Raw genomic sequence first — 17874 nt, 5'->3', positions numbered from 1 at the left:
CGCGCCCTACGGTGTGGTCCAGTGCTGCACGCTTTTCATCGCGTGGGTCATCAGAGGGGCGGGCATGGCACGGAGTGCGGAGTCACATAAGCCAGCAGCGAGTGGGTTGGCGATCTGCCCCACCATTCCGACGATGCGTGAACGGCGCTATAGCGCTTCGATGCGAGCTCGGCGTAGCTGGTCATAGCGGCTAAGGGCGGCGCCCAGGTCCGAGGGATGGTCGCGAGTCTGACGGAGCAGCAGGATTAGGGTCGTCGCATCCTCGATGGCTTGGCCCGCGCCTTGCCCGAGGTCGGGAGCCATAGCGCGGGCAGCGTCACCGAGGAGGACACCGCAGCGGGTCGCAAATGTTGGGGGCAGGTCCGCGAGGTCATAGATGTCATGGCGGAGAATAGCGCTGCACGGTGTGGCCTCAATGAGGTCAGCGATTGGACGATGCCAGGAACTAAATACTTCCCTGAGGACCCCTCGGTCGACAACGAGATCGAAGTTTTCAATGCCACCATCAATGCGGAGACTTGGCCCACCGTCGGATGAAACGGTGGCCGTACTACCCAATTGGAGCGACGTCGTCACCCAGACCAATGGCATCAAGAGCGGCGAAAGCGTTGCCGAGCAGCGTCAAACCGACACCTACCGCAGTGGGTTCAGCGCGTACTTACACATTAGATGTCGAGGAACACCCTGATCACCACGTAGACGGCGACCACGAAGACGAGTCCAGCGAATCCACGCTTGAGCACCTGCTCCGGCAGCGACCGCCCGATCCGTCCGGCGATGTACGCCGCGACCATGGCAGCACCAGCGAAAGACCCGGTGAGAGCCCAGTCCACCTCGAGGTTCCCCAGGTGCGAGACGAGCCCACCCACTGAATTGATCACCACTATGACCAGCGACGTTCCCACCGCCGTCGTCATCGGCAAACCGAGGATCAGCGCCAGCGCAGGGACAATAAGAAATCCACCCCCGACGCCGAGCAGCCCGGTGAGGAAGCCGACGACGACGCCGGTGGCCACCGCCTTGGGCAAGCGGCGGCGCCAGAGAACCGTGCCGTCCTCGGTGATATCGCGACCGGCCCCGGAACCGACGGGCAGCAGCATCCGCACACCAGCGAGCACCATGATCGCCGCGAAGACAATCAGCAGCAGCTGCTCATCGAGCAGGGCGTTCACTGCAGTCCCGGCGAAGGCGGTTGCTCCGCCGACTACCCCGATGATCAGTGCTAGCTTCCAGTCGACGTCGCGGCGTAGGCGTGGAAGTACCGCCATGGTGGAGGACGCGCCGACGACGACCAATGAGCTGGGAATCGCCGCGGACAGCGGCATCCCGACGCCGTAAACCAGTGCTGGGACAGCCAGAATGGATCCGCCCCCACCGACGAGCCCGAGTAACCCGCCGACCAGCAGGCCAAAGGCCAGTGCGGTGATGATCACGGACGGCTACTTGGCATGCTGCTCGGCCCAGGCGGCGTAGCTGCCCTCAAGTTCGACGACGTCGTAGCCTGCGTGGCGCAGCGCGCTGGCGACCACCGAGCTACGCATCCCGCTCTGGCAGTACGTCACGATGGTGCCACTATTTGGGAGCTGATCCAGGTTCCACAGCACCCGGCCGCCGTGCAGTTGCTTTGAGTCGGGAACGTGTCCGTCGGTGTGCTCGCTCTTGGCTCGGACGTCCAGCAGCAGGGACTTCTCGAAGTTGTCTACTTCCCCCGGCTGAATCAGCCGCGGCGTTTCCTGCGGCAGCCCCTCGATCGTGGTGACGTAGCCGGCGACGTCGTCGATGCCTACCCGGATCAGGTGGTCCCACATTTCGGTTGCAGGTTCGAGGCCGTCGGCGAGTAGAACCAGGGGGCGAGTGTCGCGTTCCGGATCGATGGCCCAAGCCCCGTAAGTGGCCATGGACTTGATGGCTGGGATGTTCAGCGCTCCGGTGACCGTGCCGCGATGGACTTCGTCCTGGCCCCGGGCATCCACGAAGGTTGATTCTTTGGCGACCAGCGAGGCGGCGACGTCGTGCACGTCGAGTTCGCGCAGTGGTTCGCGTTGACCGATGATGGCCGGACCTGCCACGTTCTGACGTTTCATGCGCCCGAAGTATGCCGGGGCATCGGGCTGACCGTCGAGCAGTTTGGCAACAAAGCCCTCTTCGTCGTCGGCTGTCAGATAGGGGCCCCACCAGGCGTGGAGCCGTTCGTAGCCGACGGTGCTCGAAGGCACAGCACCGAGTGCCTTGCCGCAGGCGCTGCCAGCGCCGTGGGCCGGGTGGACCTGGACGTAGTCGGGCAGGGTGAGGAATTTGTCCCGCAGGCTGGCGAACATCTGCTTTGCCCCGGCAAAGCGGGTGTCGACGCCGCCGGCTGCCTCGTCGAGCAGGTCGGGGCGGCCCAAATCGCCGCAGAAGACAAAGTCGCCGGTCAGTGCGTACCCCGGCTCGTCCGCGAACGCGCCGTCGGTAACCAGAAAAGTTAGGTGTTCAGGCGTGTGTCCCGGGGTGTGTACGGCGGTGAGGGTGATGTTGCCCAGCGTGATGGCTTCGCCGTCGTGCAGTTGGTTGGCGTCATAGTTGTACAGCCAGTCCGGGCCGCCCTCGCCGGAGACGTACATGGTGGCCCCGGTAGCAGCAGCCAATTCGCGGGTTCCGGAGAGGTAATCGGCGTGGACGTGGGTCTCGGTCACGGCGGTGATCTTCAGCTGGTTGGCTGTGGCGATCTTCTGGTAGACCGCGATATCGCGGCGGGCGTCGATGACCACGGCCTCCCCGTTGGCCTGACAGCCAATGACGTAGCTGGCCTGGGCCAAATCGGTATCGTAGATGCGTTCAAAAAACATGGTGATGCTCCTGACGTGGTGAGTTAGGCCCGGCCCTTGAGGATGAGATTCCAGTACATGAACGGCAGCCCGTGGCGCTTGAGATACCACATGTCGCGGCGCTCATGGGTAGTGTCGATGAACGGGATGCTCGGTGCCGGGCGCATGCTGTAGTCGAATTCGGCCAGCAGCATCTTGTGCCGCGAGGTGGTCAACGGGCAGGACGCGTAGCCGCCGTAGCTGGCCGGCGGCGTCGTGCCGTTCATCGCCGCGAGCAAGTTCTCCACTAACACGGGAGCTTGTTTGCGGATGGCCGCACCGGTCTTGGAGTTAGGGCTCGATCCTGCGTCACCTAGAGCGAAGACCTCCGGGTAGCGGGTGTGACGCAGGGTGTTCTTGTCGATCTGGACGTACCCTGCAGGATTGTCCGGGTCCGCCAGTGCGCTGTTCTTGAGCCAATCTGGCGCGGACTGCGGCGGGACGGCGTGGAGGAAGTCGTAGCTGATTTCTTCGCTCGCCTCGGTGGTGTTGTCGCGCATTGACACGGTCTTGGCTGCGGAATCGATGGCGGTGACTTCGCTGCTGAATCGGACCTCGATGCCGTAGTCGGCGACCACCCGATCGAGTTCGTCGGAGAATTCTTTGACCCCGAACATTCCCGGAGTCGGGAGCACCAGCACCATGCGAATGTCCTTGAGGACTCCCTGCTCGCGCCAGTAGTCGGCAGCCAGGTAGGCGATCTTTTGCGGTGCTCCCGCGCATTTTATCGGCCCCGCAGGCATGGTGAACACTGCGGTGCCGGAGCGTAGGCTGCGGATCATGTTCCAGGTTTTGGGTGCCAGATCGAAGCGGTAGTTACTGGAAACCGAAGGCGTCTTCAGGGCTTCGGGCAGGCCGGGCAGCTTGTCCCAGTCGAGCTGGATGCCCGGGCAGACCACGAGGTAGTCGTATCCCACGACTGCCCCGGAAGCCAGGGTGACGGTTTTCGCATCAGGGTCAGTCGCTGTGGCCGCGTCCTTGATCCACGCGACGCCCTGAGGCATCACCGAGGCCTGGGACCGCTCTGATTCCCGCGCTTGGGCACGTCCGCCCCCCACCAGTGTCCACAACGGTTGGTAGTAGTGCTTGTCACTTGGTTCGACGACGGCGATGTCGTCCTGGCCGGCGTTGCGTAACCGCGCTGCCACGCTCAGTCCGGCATTGCCTCCGCCGATGATCAGGATGCGATGGTGCAGGCCCATGTGAAACGTCTCCACTTCGTTCGGCGCTGCCCGCCGAGGGTGATGCGTGGCGGGGAGGTGCCGGGTATCAGCGGGAAAGCACCACCTGACCTAATGTACGTACATTTACGGATCAGGGGAAGTGCGAAGGGGAAAAATTCTACGGATGAGACGTTACGGCGTCAGCGGCCAGGTCCCGGCGCGGATGGGTAGGACGTGGTGACGGTGAATCGGTCGCCGCGGATAAGGGTTTCGCGCCATTCCACCGCGCTATCTCCAGCCAGCCCGAGGCGTTCGATGAAGAAGACGGCTGTTCCGGGTGTGCAGCCAAGACGATTCGACTGCTTTGCGTCGGTGGCCAGGGCGTGCACCGTTTCGCGTCCGGCGCTGAGCGTGATTCCGCAACGGCTCCGTAGCACTTCATAGAGCGCGGTATGGCTCAGGTCTGCATCCAGCACCGGCGAAGCGACCCCGGCGGGGAGCCAAACGTCATCCACCGCGATGACATCCTGATCGGCATAGCGGGTCCGGGAGATGAACACCAGATCGGCGTCGGCCTCCAACCCCAGGTGGGCGGCGGCTTCCGGCGACCGACGCAGTTCAGCGGCATTCACCACGCTGCGCTGGATCATCCCTGCATTCTCGACGGCGGCGAAGAGGCTGTAGACAGGGCCGAAGCGCTGTTCGTCCACCACGTTCACCACTGAAGATTGCCTACCCCGCTGGGCGGAAAGCAGTCCCGCGCGCCGCAGAGGTGCCAAGGCCGCGCGGATGGTTGCCCGGCTGACGTCGTATTCCTGTGCCAGCGCCATTTCCCCGGGGAAGCCCGCCGCGAATTCATCGGCGTCGATCCGTTCCATGACCTGGTCCTGGACCGATCGCCACAAGGGAACCTTATTTCCTTGCTGCTGGGATTCCGAGTGCCCGGTGACCATCGTGTCCTCACATCGCTCGCCGTGGTGTCCGGCCGGCAGCGAGGGTCCCCGGAGCGGAGGCCGCGGAGCACCGGCTCTCATGATCGATGCTACCGCGCGTCCGACGCCCGTCAGCCCGCCGTCGCCTTCCCCGCCCGCGCCCCGCCTTCCCCGCAGAAACGTGGCGGAGGTGCAGGAACGTGGTTGCGGCACCACGCAGTTGCACCTGCGCCACGTTTCTGTGCGGAGCACCGAAGGGTGGATACGGAATAGGAGCGATCACTGAGCAGGTTAACGAATCACCTGGGGGAATCGGCGATGGAAAGGTGACAGCTGTGAGCCAGAAAATCTATGCTCTGCACGAGAATTCGGAATGGTTTCCACCGTTTACCCGGGCTTTTGAACGGGAAGGGCTCGACGTCGAGGAGTGGATACTCACTGACGGCGTCCTTGACCTGGAGACAGTACCGCCGGAAGGCATTTTCTGGTCCCGCATCAGCGCGTCGTCGCATACCCGCGAGCACGGGCTCTCCAAGGATTACGCGCGGGCTGTCTTGTCCTGGCTGGAAGCGCACGGTCGGCGAACCGTCAACGGCCGCAGGGTCCTGGAACTCGAGATGAGCAAAGTGGATCAGCTCACCGCCCTGCGTGCTGCCGGGATAGACACCCCTCGGACAGTCGCGGCTATCGGTAAGACCCACATCGTAGAGGCAGCTCAGGGATTTGCCACGCCCTTTATCATCAAGCACAACCAGGGCGGCAAGGGAGTGGGGGTGCGGAAGATCGATTCTCTGGCCGAGCTCAAAGACTATGTGTTCTCTGATGAGTTCGAGGATTCACAGGACGGCATCACTCTGGTTCAGGAGTACATCCAGGCAAAAGAACCTTTCATCACCCGGGCCGAGTTTATTGGCGGCGAGTTCGTCTACGCCATCCAGGCAGATACGGCGCGGGGAGGGTTCCAGTTGTGCCCCGCGGACTCCTGCGCCATTGACCCAGAATCCGGCAAACCGGTCATGCCTCCTGGAGCCACGATTGAACCTGAACCGGATCAGCAACTCTTCAGCCTGCGCCGGGATTTTGATCATCCGATCCTTGCCAAGTACGAGGAATTTGCTCGGCGCAACAGCCTGGAAGTGTGCGGAATCGAGTTCATTGAAGACGTCGACGGGCGACTGCTGACGTATGACGTGAACACCAATACCAACTACAACGCGGTAGTGGAGGCCGAGGCTCCGCGCTCTGGCCCGGGCGAATTGGCTAAGTACCTCAAAGGGCTAGCAGGGTAGCTACGCGGAACCGCATGCCGGTGCCATGATGGAGGCATGGAACTCGAGGGGCCCCTGCATGCGCACACCGTGAATCACGACGCACCCACTCAAGCTGACATCAACGCCTTCCGGACGCTGGGTGCGGACATGGCCTCCGGCGTCGGCATTGTCTCAACGGTGCATCGCCGGCGTGACAATGCGGCGACGGTCAGCGGGTTCCTCTCCGTGTCCTACGATCCGCCGACCATCGTGATCAGCCTGTATGAGCAGTCGCGCATCTGTGAGGCTGTGACTGGCTCAGGGACGTGGGCGCTGAGTCTGCTGACGACGGAACAGCAGGGCACGGCGAACTGGCTAGCGAGTCCGGGCAATCCCGTGGAAGGGCTATTGAGTCAAGTGCCGTTCTGTCGGGCGCCTACCACCGGTGCTGCCGTGATGTCCGGTGCGCTCGCCTGGTTTGAACTGAAAACGGTTGCTGTGCATGAGGCAGCAACACATCTGTTGATCGTCGGCGAGGTGATGGCGATGGGCCGTGATGTGCCGGGCTCAGCAGCCAATGATCCAATGATTCACTTTGCCGGTGAGTACGAGCAGCTTCGGCGCTAGCTCGACGATGGAGCCGACGACGCCGGAGCCCCCGCTGGTCCCGTCAGCGCCGAAATCGAAGCCCGAGCGTCCCACGCGAAGCTGGCCAGCCAGTGCGATGACATGAAGTCCTCGCTCTGCAGCCCCTTGAGCCCAGCACGCGCCAGGCGGTCCATGGCTGACTCGAGCACAGCCGACGACGGCGCCCCACCATCCCGTAGCGTCCCCAGAATTCGGGCGATCTGCCCCGAGCGCGTCAGATTCAACCCATGCAGGTGCGTCATGTGTCCATCTGTTTCATCGCTGACCCTGACAGGCCGAAGAATGCGGGAGTCCTCGTTGAGTCCCGGCAGGAACGCCGTGAACCATGACGCAAACTCCTCCGGATCCAGAACCGTGCGCATCAAATCCGCTTCCGTCAGCCCAGCGGAGAGGAAGTCCTGCCCACTGAGTTCCCACTCACCGGGCCAGCCAGCGTCCGTTCCGAACCACCGGCGCGCCGCTTGCTCACAAGCCGAAGCAGCCTCAACACGTCCCAGGACACGGAATGCGTCCAACAGGTACGCGACGCCGAACGCCGAATTGGTATGCACGCCGTGACGCACTGGATACTCTGTTTTCTCCAACCACGTCACGGTCAACTCGGCTACTGCATCGACACAGCTCTCCAATGCCTGCGACCAACCACGGATCTGCTCATCCTGGGACACCGAACACGTAGCAGCCAACCGCATCAACCAGGCCCAACCATACGGCCGCTCCCATGAGGGGTTGCTCAGCAGATAGGCCGCTTCGACGTCGAGCTTGTCCGCAGTCAGGTTTGCAGCCAGCCCTTCCCGCAAAGCCGCGGAGGCAGCTGCGCCCAGGCCGTCGTCCGCTGCCCCCAGCACGCTCACGCCCAACCAGTGCATGTGGACGCACGAATGCCAGTCGAACGAGGTGAAAAACGCGGGATGCAGAGCCTGCGGCGATGGATTGTCATCAGCAGAAAACTGAACATGGTGAGCCGCATAGGGGTAGGCGCGGCCTAGATTATCCAGCACTACGGAGGCGCCGTCCGCTGCGGTGAAGGGTTGCAGAGCGTTGTGCATCGAAGAATGCCTCTCGTGGAAGGTGTCTAACGACCATAGGCTGTTGGTATGACAGTTTCGCCGTTGGTCGGCCCAGTTGCAGCTCCTGAACTTCACGTGATGACGTTCAACATTCGCCGGCCGGTCCGAAACCTCAAGCCCCGCAGCCCTGACCGCTGGGCCTACCGGGAACCGCTGGTCCGGCGTTTGCTCGCAGCCGAACGGCCCACGATCGTCGGTATTCAGGAAGCAATGCCGGAACAGTACGACGCCGTCCGAGTCGGCCTCGGGCCCGGCTACGATTATGTCGGCAGAGGACGCAAGGCCGACGGCACCGGGGAGAGCTGCCCCCTTTTCTACGACACCGAACGCCTGAAATTGTTGGACTCGGAACAGTTTGCGCTCTCAGAGACTCCGCATACACCCGGATCCTCGTCCTGGGGCAACATGGTTCCGCGCATCCTGATCAGCGCCAACTTCCGCGACATCGTGACCGGCACGAGATTCGTTGCCATCAACACCCACTGGGACCACATGTCCCGCACATCTCGCCTCCTGTCCGCCAACATGGTCCGCAACCTTGCCGGCACTGACAGTCTTCCCGTCGTCGTGCTCGGTGACTTCAATACCGATGCCGGCACTAAACCGTATGAGGCACTCACCAGGGGAGGGGTACTTCTGGATGCGTGGGAGACTGCTGAGGATCGTCTCAGCCCTAGATGGGGGACTTTTCCGCGCTACCGCGAACCGGAGCTGGGCCGAAAACGGATCGATTGGGTGCTCGCCACGCCGAGTGTTTCCGTGTTGCGCACGGGCATCAATACAACAACGTACGACGGCGGTTGGCCATCCGACCATGCGCCGGTTCAGGCTGTGCTGCGGTTCGACAGCCCGGCCGGCTTGGACGAAACCGCTGGAACCGCTGGAGCCGAGAAGTGAAGGGTGTAGCGTGCCTGTCGTGAGGATATTCCAATGACCACCGCACCTATCCACGTGCCAGCGCCCGACGCCGGGGCGTTGCTGGCGTCGTACCTTGAGGCCTTCAGCGAAGACCGGGGGTACCTCAACTTTGCGAGGTTCGGTCCGCCGTCGCGCGCTGTCGTTGACACCAGCGCGAGGCTCATGGAGACCGCGATGGCCGGGGAAGTCGGAGTGGGCAAGGCGTTGGACGTACAGACGCTCCGAGCCCGTGAAGCGTTCGCGAGGGTCAGCGGATTTCCACTCGACCGCGTCGCTCTGGTCCCGAACACATCACTCGGGCTGTTCCAGGCTGCGTTCGGCCTTGAAAGCGGTTCCGTCCTGATCAGCTCCGGGGAGTTCCCCGCGAATCTCTACCCCTGGTTGCGCAACAACAGAATTGGGCGGGCGGGCGTACACGTCATGGGTGGACCGGGTGTGCACGTGACACCCGATCTTGTGGCGGGGGCTATGAGCGCCGAAACCGTCGCGGTGGCCGTCAGTGCCGTCGACTTCCGCACTGGTTTCCGGGCCGACCTCGCGGGGATCCGGGACGTTATTGGGTCAGACAGACTACTCGCTGTGGACGGGATTCAGGCGTTTGGAGCGGTCGACGTCGACTGGTCACCGGCAGATGTGCTGGTGACGGGAGGCCAGAAATGGGTCCGGGCCGGCTGGGGTGCGGGAGGCATGGCGTTCTCGGATGCCGGGCTTGAGCGAATCCAACCAGTGCTTGGCGGCTGGACGGGCGTGGTGGACGAGCATGTTCACGACGGCACCGAACACGAAACTCGCCCGGACGCCACACGCTTCTCAATATCGGCGCTCTCTCCCTTCGCTGCGGGGGCTTTTGCTTCGGCTCTTGAACTCATAGAGAGTGCTTCCGTTGCTCGTATAGAGGCGCGGATCGCGTCTGGTGTCGATGCGCTGATTGGTTGCCTCGACGAGGCCGGGGTAGGGGTGTTGTCGCCGCGGGAGCGGGCAGACCGTGGCGGCATCGTCGTCGCCCGTGTTCCCGGAGGTAGGGCCGCTCAAGCGCATGCGGCACTGGAAGCCGAAGGTATCTCCGCCACGCTTCACGGCGAGGACCGCATCAGGCTCTCCGTCCACGCAACAACGTCCCATGAGATGTTCCCGGTGGCTGCTTTGTTTTGTGGCCGCTGACTGATTAAGTTGATCCCATGAAGACACTCCACGCGAACGCGGCCCTTGTAGTTATTGACGTCCAGCGGGCGTTCGATGACCCGTATTGGGGTAAGTCCAACAACCCGGCGTGCGAGGAAAACATTGCCAGCCTCATCATGGCGTGGGAATCGGAACGGCGTCCGATCGTCGTCGTTCGCCATGACAGCAAGGACGCCGGGTCGCCGTTGCATCCGAGCGCCGACGGGAATGCGCTCAAACCCTTTGTCGCCGAAGCGTATCCGGACCTGCTGGTCACGAAGCACGTGAACTCGGCCTTCATCGGCTCACCGGATCTGGATTCTTGGCTCACGGAAGAGGGCATCCGGCAGATCGTGGTCTGCGGGATCCAGACCAACATGTGCGTGGAGACCACGTCGCGTATGGGCGGGAACCTGGGCTATGAGGTCATTTTCCCGCTGGATGCAACCCGCACTTTCGATATGGTGGGTCCAATAAGGGCCGACGGCGAAACTCTCACCGCGACGGCGGACGAACTGATGCACGCTACGGCCGTGAACCTGCACGGTGGTGGCTTCGCCGACGTCGTCACCACTGCTGAGGTGCTGACGCAGGTGGCCGACGAGGAGTAGTTGTTGTTACGGCGTCGGGCCGCCTTGAGAGGTGATGTCTGAGGCCTCGACGTCCTTCTTGTCGCTGGTATCCGTAACAGACCCGATGCCTTCGCTCACAGGATCGGGGGTGTTCTCGAGGTCGTCCTCCACGGTTTCGGCTTCCCGCCAGTCTTCCGCGCGCGTGGGGTGATTACCCTGTATCAGGCCCTGGGATTCGTGTTTCAGCTCGTCGTCGAGAGCTGGCCCGTTAGTGGTACTTCCGCGTTCCGCCATGATCTTTCCCTTCCGTCATCCGACGCCGGAGCATCCGATAATCTGCTCAACCAAGATAGGTAAGTAAGCTTCCAATTTATCATTGGACCGGACAGAGGTGAAGACGCACGCATCCGGAAGCTTAGAGGAGCCTCACGTGCTCCGGCCCCAGATCAGTTATCCGGGAGACGCCGAGTAACTGCATAGTCCGGGATGCCTGGGTGGAGAGGATCTCGATGGTCCGGTCCACGCCGGCGCGACCGCCCGCCATCAGGCCGTACAGGTAGGCCCGGCCAATGAGCGTGAAGTCTGCACCGAGGGCCATCGCCGCAATGACGTCACCTCCGCTCATGATCCCGGTATCGAAAATGATGGCCGCTCGCCCCTTCAGCTGGGCGGCGACGTCGGGCAGTAGGTGAAGGGGGATGGGCGCTCGGTCCAGCTGTCGACCACCGTGGTTGGAGATCACGATGCCGTCCGCGCCGTGGTCCACGGCTTTCTTCGCGTCGTCGACTGTCTGGATGCCCTTCACCACCAGCTTCCCTTTCCATACTTTGCGCAGCCAGTCGAGGTCGTCGTAGGTGAGGGTGGGGTCAAACATGGAGTTGATGAGCTCGCTTGGCGTGCCAGCGAAGTTGGAGAGCGACGCGAAGTTCAGCGGCTCATGGGTGAGGAAGTTGAACCACCATGCGGGGCGGTAGGAGGCATCGAGCACGGTCTTCGCGGTCAGTGCTGGCGGGATGGTCATTCCGTTGCGGACATCGCGTAGGCGGGCTCCGGCGACGGCGGTGTCCACGGTGACCATGAGCGTGTCATAACCTGCTCGGGCAGCGCGCTCAATCAGATCCAGGGAGCGGTCCCGGTCTGTCCACAAGTAGAGCTGGAACCAGTTCCGCCCGTTCGGTGCAGCCTTGGCCACGTCCTCGATCGACGCCGTTCCCATCGTGGACAGTGTGTACGGAATGCCAGCGCGCTCGGCTGCCTGCGAGCCTGCGTACTCGCCCTCGGACTGCATCATCCGGGTGAAGCCGGTGGGCGCTATGCCAAACGGAAGGGCCGACGTCGCGCCAAGAATCGGCGTCGTCAGGTCGACCGTCGACACATCCCGCAGCACGCCCGGCCGAAATTCGAGATCGCGGAAGGACGCCCGCGCCCGGTTCAGGGTGATCTCCTCTTCGGCCGCTCCATCGGTGTAGTCAAAGGGGGCTTTGGGGGTCCGTCGCTTCGCGATGGCGCGCAGGTCCGCGATGGTGTTCGCGCTCTGCAGACGGTTGTGTGCGCTGGGCAGAGTAGGAGCTTTGAACTTCAGCAGCGGAGTCAGGTCCGCGATCTTTGGTATGCGACGACGCAAGGCGTCCGGTCTGCGGGAAGGCTGCTGGCTCATGCTTCATGCTAACGCCGCGCTGCTGGCCGGTACATTGTGACTTGCCAACCGGGCGGTCCCCTGTGACGATTAAAGGGTGACTTCCCAAGCACCCCAGGCCGGTCATCGATTTCGTGCAGTGATGGCTCGGCTAGGAGCGGAGTCGCCGCATCTCCTGCTCGCCGTCAAGGCCGCGCTCGCCGTGGGCCTGGCCTGGGTGATCGCTCCATACATGCCCGGTGTTGCCGATGAGTATCCTTATTACGCACCGCTGGGGGCATTGCTCAGCATGCAGTCCACGCTATCCAGTTCAGCCAAGTACGGATTGCAGGTCCTTGGCGGACTGGCCGCCGGCATCGCGCTCGCGGCTGGTGTGCTGCTGGTGGGTGATCCTAATTTGTGGACTATATCCCTCGTGGTGGCTGTCGGCGTCTTGCTGGGGAAGAACCGATGGCTCGGTGCTCCCGGGCAGGAATATCTTCCGATTGCGGCTCTCTTTGTGCTCATTGTCGGCGGTCCGAACGCCGATGCCTATTCGATTGGGTACCTCGTGCAGATGAGTGTTGGCGTCGGCGTCGGGCTCTCGGTTAACCTGCTGATCCTGCCGCCACTCAGCTTTAATTCTGCGGTCCTTCAGCTCTCCCAGCTCCGGCTCGCTTTGGCGCAGCACATGGAGGCCGTCGGCGGGGCGCTGACCGAAAACTGGCCACCGGAGCGGAAGGACTGGGCGAGTCAAAACGACGTGCTGTCAGCTACTGCTATAAAAGTACGCGAGACGGTCCACACCGCGGACATCAGCCGCCAGGGAAACCCGCGGGCTCGCCTGTATCGGCGAGATGTGCCCGGCTATTATGCCGACCTCGTGGTGCTGGAGAACGTCACCTTCCACATTCGCGACCTCAGCGAGGTGCTGGCCGGTGCAGTGTGGGGTAAACCGTTTCCCGTTGATCTGCCTGTTCGCCTATGCCCGCCCCTCAGCGAGGCGATGTGCGCAGTCGCAGCCGTGTTGAAGGCCTGGAATGACGACGAAGATCCGGGCGGAGCACTGCAGGAGGCTGAGTCCGCACTGGAGACACTGCAGCAGAGGCTTACGGAACAGCGCACCGAGGATAACGTCCCGTTGAGCGGTGCCGCGACAATTACCATGGCCCTTCGGCGTATCGTGGCAGCGATCCGGCCGCGTCTTGTTAGTGAGACGCAGCCGGACCGTGCTTCGGACACCGCAGACTGAAGTTCAGGAAGGGCTAGGCGAGCGTTGCCGTGTCGATGACAAACCGGTAGCGGACGTCCGAGGCGAGCACGCGCTCGTAGGCTTCGTTGATCTTATCGGCGGGGATAACCTCCACCTCGGATCCCAGGTGGTGCTCGGCGCAGAAATCGAGCATCTCCTGGGTTTCACGAATGCCACCAATCATGGAACCGGCAAAAGACCTGCGGCCGCCAATGAGCGCGAACGCGTTGACCGGCAGTGGCTCAGGTGGTGCGCCAACGCTGACCAGAGTGCCGTCAAGGGACAGTAGGCCCAGGTAGTCACTGATGGGGATCGAGGCACTGACCGTGTTGATGATCAGATCAAATGAACCGGCAAGATCCGTGAACGTGTTTTCGTCGCTGGTGGCGTAGTAGTGCTCCGCACCCAGGCGCAACCCGTCTTCCTGCTTCTTCAAAGACTGGGAAAGCACGCTCACCTCGGCGCCCATGGCTGCGGCCAGCTTCACGGCCATGTGACCGAGTCCGCCAAGCCCGACGACGGCCACCTTCTTGCCTGGTCCCGCACCCCAGCGGCGCAACGGCGAGTACGTGGTGATGCCAGCGCAGAGTAGCGGTGCAGCGACGTCGAGGTCGATTCCTTCAGGGATCCGGACCACAAAGTCCTCGGTCACCACCACGTGGGTGGAGTAGCCGCCCTGGGTCATTGAGCCGTCGCGGTCTTCGGCGCCGTAGGTGCCCATGTTGCCTTTGAGGCAGTACTGCTCTTCGCCAGCCACGCAGTTCTTGCATTCGCCGCAGGAGTTCACCATGCAGCCCACGCCAACGCGATCGCCGACAGCGTGTTTGGTGACGTTGGAGCCGACTTCGGTGACGATGCCAGCAATCTCATGTCCGGGCACCAGCGGGAAGGAAGGCGGTCCCCACTCGCCACGGACCGTGTGGATATCGGAGTGGCAGATACCAGCGAACTTGATGTCGATCAGCACATCATCGGCGCCGACGTCCCGGCGTTCGATGGTGGTGGGAATGAGGCCCTCCGTGGCGGAATGCGCTGCGTAGGCGTTAACAGTTGTTGGCATGGGTAACTCCTGCGAGTTGTTGGTGCGCTAAATTCTTCGTTCTGTTTCCCCAACATCAGCTGCGGGCTAGGTATTCCGGACGCCCGCTGTCTGAAACCAGGCTGCTAGCGCCGCGCGTCCGCGAATCGGGGCGCCATGGTTTCCATCTGCTCCATGACCAGTTTGATGGCGGTGGGCTGCTTATCCGGCGGGTAGTCGTATTTGACCAGTAGCCGCTTGATGTTTGCGCGGAGTTTTGCCCGGACGTCGTCGCGGACGGTCCAGTCTGTTCGGATGTCGCGCTGCATGATGCCAACGAGGTCGCGGGCAATGTTTGCGAGGACACCGCTCCCCTGGACTTGGACAGCGGATTCGTTCTGGGCGACGGCGTCGTAGAACGCCAGTTCGTCCTCCGTCAGCGGTGGATCAAACTGGGCTCCGCGGTTGGATTCCTGAGCTACTTCGCGCGCCAGCTTCACCATTTCCGCAATGACCTGAGCGGCGGTGAGCTGCTGATTGGTGTACTTGTTCATCAGCTCGTTGATGCGCTCAGAGAAAGCGCGCTGCCGGATAACGTTGTTGCGGGTGGTCCGCTGCGATTCCTCAGACACCAGTTCGCGCAGTGCCTCGATGGCCAGATGCGGGTTACGTGCCTGCTGCGTTTTGCTGACGAACTCAGGAGTCAGATCACTGAGTGATGGCCGGGGCATTCCCGCTGCTTCATAGATGTCCAGAACATCGCCGGAGGACGTGGCGGTGGCAATGAGATTTCGCAGTAACCGCTGGATGTCCTCGGGCACTGGCTCACCACGCAACTGCCGGTCCATGGCGTCGAACTTCGCCATGTAGACGCGGGTCTCTTCGTAGAACTGCACTTCGGGCCGTAGCTGTGCCAGGTTCTCGTGTCCGGAGCACAGTGCCCATGCCCGTGAGAGCTGGCCGGAGAGCCGACGGTACCGGGCTGCGGTGAGTTCAGCGCCGTCGTCGTTCGCTTGATTTCCGGGCGTGGCCGGATCGCGGAGGTAATTCGCCGCCTGAGTTGCCGCGTTGTAGAGGGGCTTGCGGCCGCCCTTGTTCAGGACTGCGCGCCAGTCGAAGCTGGAAAGCAGGCCCCGTAGCTGCTCGACGAGGGCCGTCGTGGCGAGCACCGCGGCGTTGATGTCTTTGCCCACCGGCTTGTTGGCCTGGTCTGACTGCGTGTATTCGGCGAGGGCCTTGGACAGGTTGTCGGCCAGCGGCGCATAGGCCACCAGCAGGCCGTCCTCCTTGCCGCGGAAGGTGCGGTTGACGCGGGCCAGGGTCTGCATGAGCAGGGCGCCCTTGAGCGGCCGGTCCAGGTAAAGCGTATGGAGGGGAGGGGCGTCGAAGCCGGTGAGCATCATGTCTTTGACGATCACGAGTTCGAGCTCGTCGTCGGCGTTCTTGAGCCGTTCCTTGATGGACGCATTCTCCGAATCCCGGCGCACATGCTGTGAGACGGGCTCGACGTCGGTGGCGTTACCGGAGTAGACCACCTTGATTTTCCCTGATTTCAGGTCGGTGGAGTGCCAGTCGGGCCGCAGCTCGGTGATGGCTGTGTAGAGGTTGGCGCAGATCTCGCGGGTGCCACCAACAATCATGGCCTTGCCGGGAGCGTCGATGAACTTCCGCATCCGGTCGCGGCGGTTCTCCCAGTGCGCAACGAGGTCTTCGGCGAGGGCCTTGATGCGCTCCGGTGCGCCATAGATGGCATTAACGACGGCGACGGAGGACTCGAGGCGCGCCCGCTCAGTGACGTCGAGGTCCAGTGTTGCTTCGTCGGCGGCGAGGTCGAGCGTTTCATCGGTGACCTCATCCGCTAGGCCCACTTTGATCAGGCGCGGTTCAAAGTAGATGGGGACGGTGGCGCCGTCTTCCACGGCACGGGAGAGGTCGTAGATGTCGATATATTCGCCGAAGACCGCGCGGGTGTCCCTGTCATCGAAGGAGATCGGTGTGCCGGTGAACGCAATGAGTGTTGCGTGGGGGAGGGCATCGCGCAGGTGGCGGGCGTAGCCGTCGAGGTTGTCGTAGTGGCTTCGGTGGGCTTCGTCGACGATGACCACGATGTTGCGCCGATCGCTCAGCAGCGGGTGTTCGGTCCCTGCGTGTTTTTCATCTGGGGATAGGCCGAATTTCTGCAGGGTGGTGAAGTAGATACCTCCGGTAACGCGGTTGCTCAGTTCTTCACGGAGTTCGGAGCGTCTACGGATCTGGCGGGGCGTTTCGGCGAGAAGGCGGGATTGGTTGAACGTCGCGAAGAGCTGCCCGTCGAGTTCGTTGCGATCCGTGATGACCACAATGGTGGGATTCTTCAACCGTGGGTGGCGGATGACTCGGTTGGCGTAGAGCTCCATCTCCATGGATTTTCCAGAACCCTGGGTATGCCAGACGACGCCGGCCTTGCCGTTTGATTCGACGGCTTGGACAGTGCTTTCCACGGCTTTGGTGACAGCGAAGAACTGATGTGGTTTGGCGATTCGTTTGGCCAGGCCAGAGGCGTTTTCGTCGAACGCGGTGAAGCTGCCCAGCAGTTGCAGGAAACGGTGGTGCTCGTAGAGGCCGAGGAGCGCTGTTTCAAGTTCGGTGACGAGTTCGCCGTCGACCATGGTGTCCCGGCTGATTACTTTGCCGTGTTCGTCGACGTTCCAGGGGGAGAAGTGGTTGAGCGGGGTGAAGGGTGTGCCGTATTTTGCTTCGAGTCCGTCCGAGGCGAGGGTGAAGACGCAGAAGCGGAACGCGAGGGGAAATTCGCGGAGGTACGTCTGCAGTTGAGCGTGGGCTCCGGCGACTGTGGCGGAGGTGCTGCCGGCTCGTTTGAGTTCGATGATGCTCACGGGCAGGCCGTTGCAGTAGAGGACCAGGTCGAAGCGTCGCTTATGGTCTCCGGCTATGAGGGTGACCTGGTTGACGGCGAGCCATTCGTTCTGGGACGGTTCTGCGCTGATGAGGCGGAGGGTGGGGTTGGCTTCTTGTCCGTCAGAGTCGATGTAGCTCATGCGGAAGCCGTCCACAAAGTATTCGTGGATGCGGTGGTTTTCGGTGATGGCGTCCTGGGACTTCGCGGACGTGATATCAGCCAACGCCTGCTGGAGGTACTCGGCGGGGATGGTGGGATTGAGCCGCCGAAGGGCATTGAGAAGGCGCGGCCGGATGAGTAGTTCGTCCCAGCTGGCTCGTTCGCCCTGGCCGGGAGCTATCTCCTGCCCTGTTTTGGGTTCCCAGCCGAGTGGTTCGGCGAGGAGCTCGAGCGTGAGCCCTTCCCAATCGGCTTCGGAAAAACTGGTTGTCGCGGTCGTCATCACTGTTTGCTCCCCTGGCACCGTCAATGTCAATCCTGACGCTATCAGCGGTATGCCCTGATCGGCGGGGGAACGCGGCGATAAGGGC

At 62.6% G+C, this 17874-nt stretch carries 16 protein-coding genes; 6 read left to right on the top strand and 10 right to left on the bottom strand.

All coding sequences use genetic code 11. From position 1 onward, the window contains the following. Window positions 1-147 precede the first annotated feature (147 nt). The 5 genes from JOE65_RS00425 to JOE65_RS00405 form a co-directional block, all read right to left on the bottom strand. Entirely contained in the window at window positions 148-591 is a 444-nt protein-coding gene (locus tag JOE65_RS00425) for a flavin-dependent monooxygenase (protein ID WP_205161398.1), read from the bottom strand. A 74-nt stretch (window positions 592-665) separates the two neighbouring features. Next, on the bottom strand, window positions 666-1433 hold the full coding sequence (locus JOE65_RS00420) for a TSUP family transporter (protein ID WP_205161397.1): 768 nt from the start codon (window positions 1431-1433) through the stop codon (window positions 666-668). Window positions 1434-1439: 6 nt separating this feature from the next. Further along, window positions 1440-2828, bottom strand: coding sequence for an MBL fold metallo-hydrolase (locus tag JOE65_RS00415; RefSeq protein WP_205161396.1), 1389 nt, complete (start codon window positions 2826-2828; stop codon window positions 1440-1442). A gap of 23 nt (window positions 2829-2851) precedes the next feature. Then, window positions 2852-4048, bottom strand: a complete 1197-nt coding sequence (locus JOE65_RS00410) for an NAD(P)/FAD-dependent oxidoreductase (protein WP_205161395.1) — start codon at window positions 4046-4048, stop codon at window positions 2852-2854. 161 nt (window positions 4049-4209) lie between these two features. Next, window positions 4210-4962, bottom strand: coding sequence for a GntR family transcriptional regulator (locus tag JOE65_RS00405; RefSeq protein ID WP_205161394.1), 753 nt, complete (start codon window positions 4960-4962; stop codon window positions 4210-4212). A 314-nt stretch (window positions 4963-5276) separates the two neighbouring features. Here JOE65_RS00405 and JOE65_RS00400 point away from each other — a divergent pair, with 314 nt between their 5' ends. Both JOE65_RS00400 and JOE65_RS00395 read left to right on the top strand, forming a co-directional pair. Then, complete coding sequence (locus JOE65_RS00400; protein WP_338021510.1) at window positions 5277-6230, top strand: ATP-grasp domain-containing protein; 954 nt, start codon at window positions 5277-5279, stop codon at window positions 6228-6230. A 36-nt stretch (window positions 6231-6266) separates the two neighbouring features. Further along, entirely contained in the window at window positions 6267-6818 is a 552-nt protein-coding gene (locus JOE65_RS00395) for a flavin reductase family protein (RefSeq protein WP_205161392.1), read from the top strand. Here the strand turns inward: JOE65_RS00395 and JOE65_RS00390 are convergent. Continuing rightward, window positions 6815-7888 (bottom strand): DUF2891 family protein, encoded by a 1074-nt coding sequence (locus JOE65_RS00390; protein WP_205161391.1) that lies wholly within the window; start codon window positions 7886-7888, stop codon window positions 6815-6817. The genes JOE65_RS00395 and JOE65_RS00390 overlap by 4 nt on opposite strands. Window positions 7889-7936: 48 nt before the next feature. Between JOE65_RS00390 and JOE65_RS00385 the strand changes: the two genes are divergently transcribed. The 3 genes from JOE65_RS00385 to JOE65_RS00375 are packed head-to-tail and all read left to right on the top strand — an operon-like array spanning window position 7937 to window position 10599. Further along, window positions 7937-8806, top strand: a complete 870-nt coding sequence (locus JOE65_RS00385; RefSeq protein WP_205161390.1) for an endonuclease/exonuclease/phosphatase family protein — start codon at window positions 7937-7939, stop codon at window positions 8804-8806. A 33-nt stretch (window positions 8807-8839) separates the two neighbouring features. Next, window positions 8840-9988, top strand: a complete 1149-nt coding sequence (locus tag JOE65_RS00380) for an aminotransferase class V-fold PLP-dependent enzyme (RefSeq protein WP_205161389.1) — start codon at window positions 8840-8842, stop codon at window positions 9986-9988. 17 nt (window positions 9989-10005) lie between these two features. Further along, on the top strand, window positions 10006-10599 hold the full coding sequence (locus JOE65_RS00375) for a cysteine hydrolase family protein (protein ID WP_205161388.1): 594 nt from the start codon (window positions 10006-10008) through the stop codon (window positions 10597-10599). A gap of 6 nt (window positions 10600-10605) precedes the next feature. Here JOE65_RS00375 and JOE65_RS00370 read toward each other — a convergent pair whose 3' ends face one another. Together JOE65_RS00370 and JOE65_RS00365 are read right to left on the bottom strand one after the other, a co-directional pair. Next, window positions 10606-10854, bottom strand: coding sequence for a hypothetical protein (locus tag JOE65_RS00370; protein ID WP_205161387.1), 249 nt, complete (start codon window positions 10852-10854; stop codon window positions 10606-10608). Window positions 10855-10975: 121 nt separating this feature from the next. Next, window positions 10976-12217 carry an alpha-hydroxy acid oxidase gene (locus JOE65_RS00365; protein WP_205161386.1) on the bottom strand — a complete coding sequence of 414 codons (1242 nt, stop codon included), beginning with the start codon at window positions 12215-12217 and terminating at the stop codon, window positions 10976-10978. 76 nt (window positions 12218-12293) lie between these two features. Here JOE65_RS00365 and JOE65_RS00360 point away from each other — a divergent pair, with 76 nt between their 5' ends. After that, on the top strand, window positions 12294-13427 hold the full coding sequence (locus JOE65_RS00360) for an FUSC family protein (protein ID WP_205161385.1): 1134 nt from the start codon (window positions 12294-12296) through the stop codon (window positions 13425-13427). A gap of 13 nt (window positions 13428-13440) precedes the next feature. Here the strand turns inward: JOE65_RS00360 and JOE65_RS00355 are convergent, their stop codons facing one another. Beyond that, a complete protein-coding gene (locus tag JOE65_RS00355; protein WP_205161384.1) occupies window positions 13441-14487 on the bottom strand; it encodes an NAD(P)-dependent alcohol dehydrogenase in 1047 nt (348 codons plus the stop codon). Window positions 14488-14591: 104 nt separating this feature from the next. Further along, complete coding sequence (locus tag JOE65_RS00350) at window positions 14592-17786, bottom strand: type I restriction endonuclease subunit R (protein ID WP_205161383.1); 3195 nt, start codon at window positions 17784-17786, stop codon at window positions 14592-14594. Window positions 17787-17874: the final 88 nt, after the last annotated feature.

Source organism: Arthrobacter roseus, from assembly GCF_016907875.1.
Taxonomy (GTDB): Bacteria; Actinomycetota; Actinomycetes; order Actinomycetales; family Micrococcaceae; genus Arthrobacter_J; species Arthrobacter_J roseus.
This window is presented reverse-complemented; position numbering and strand designations above follow the sequence as displayed.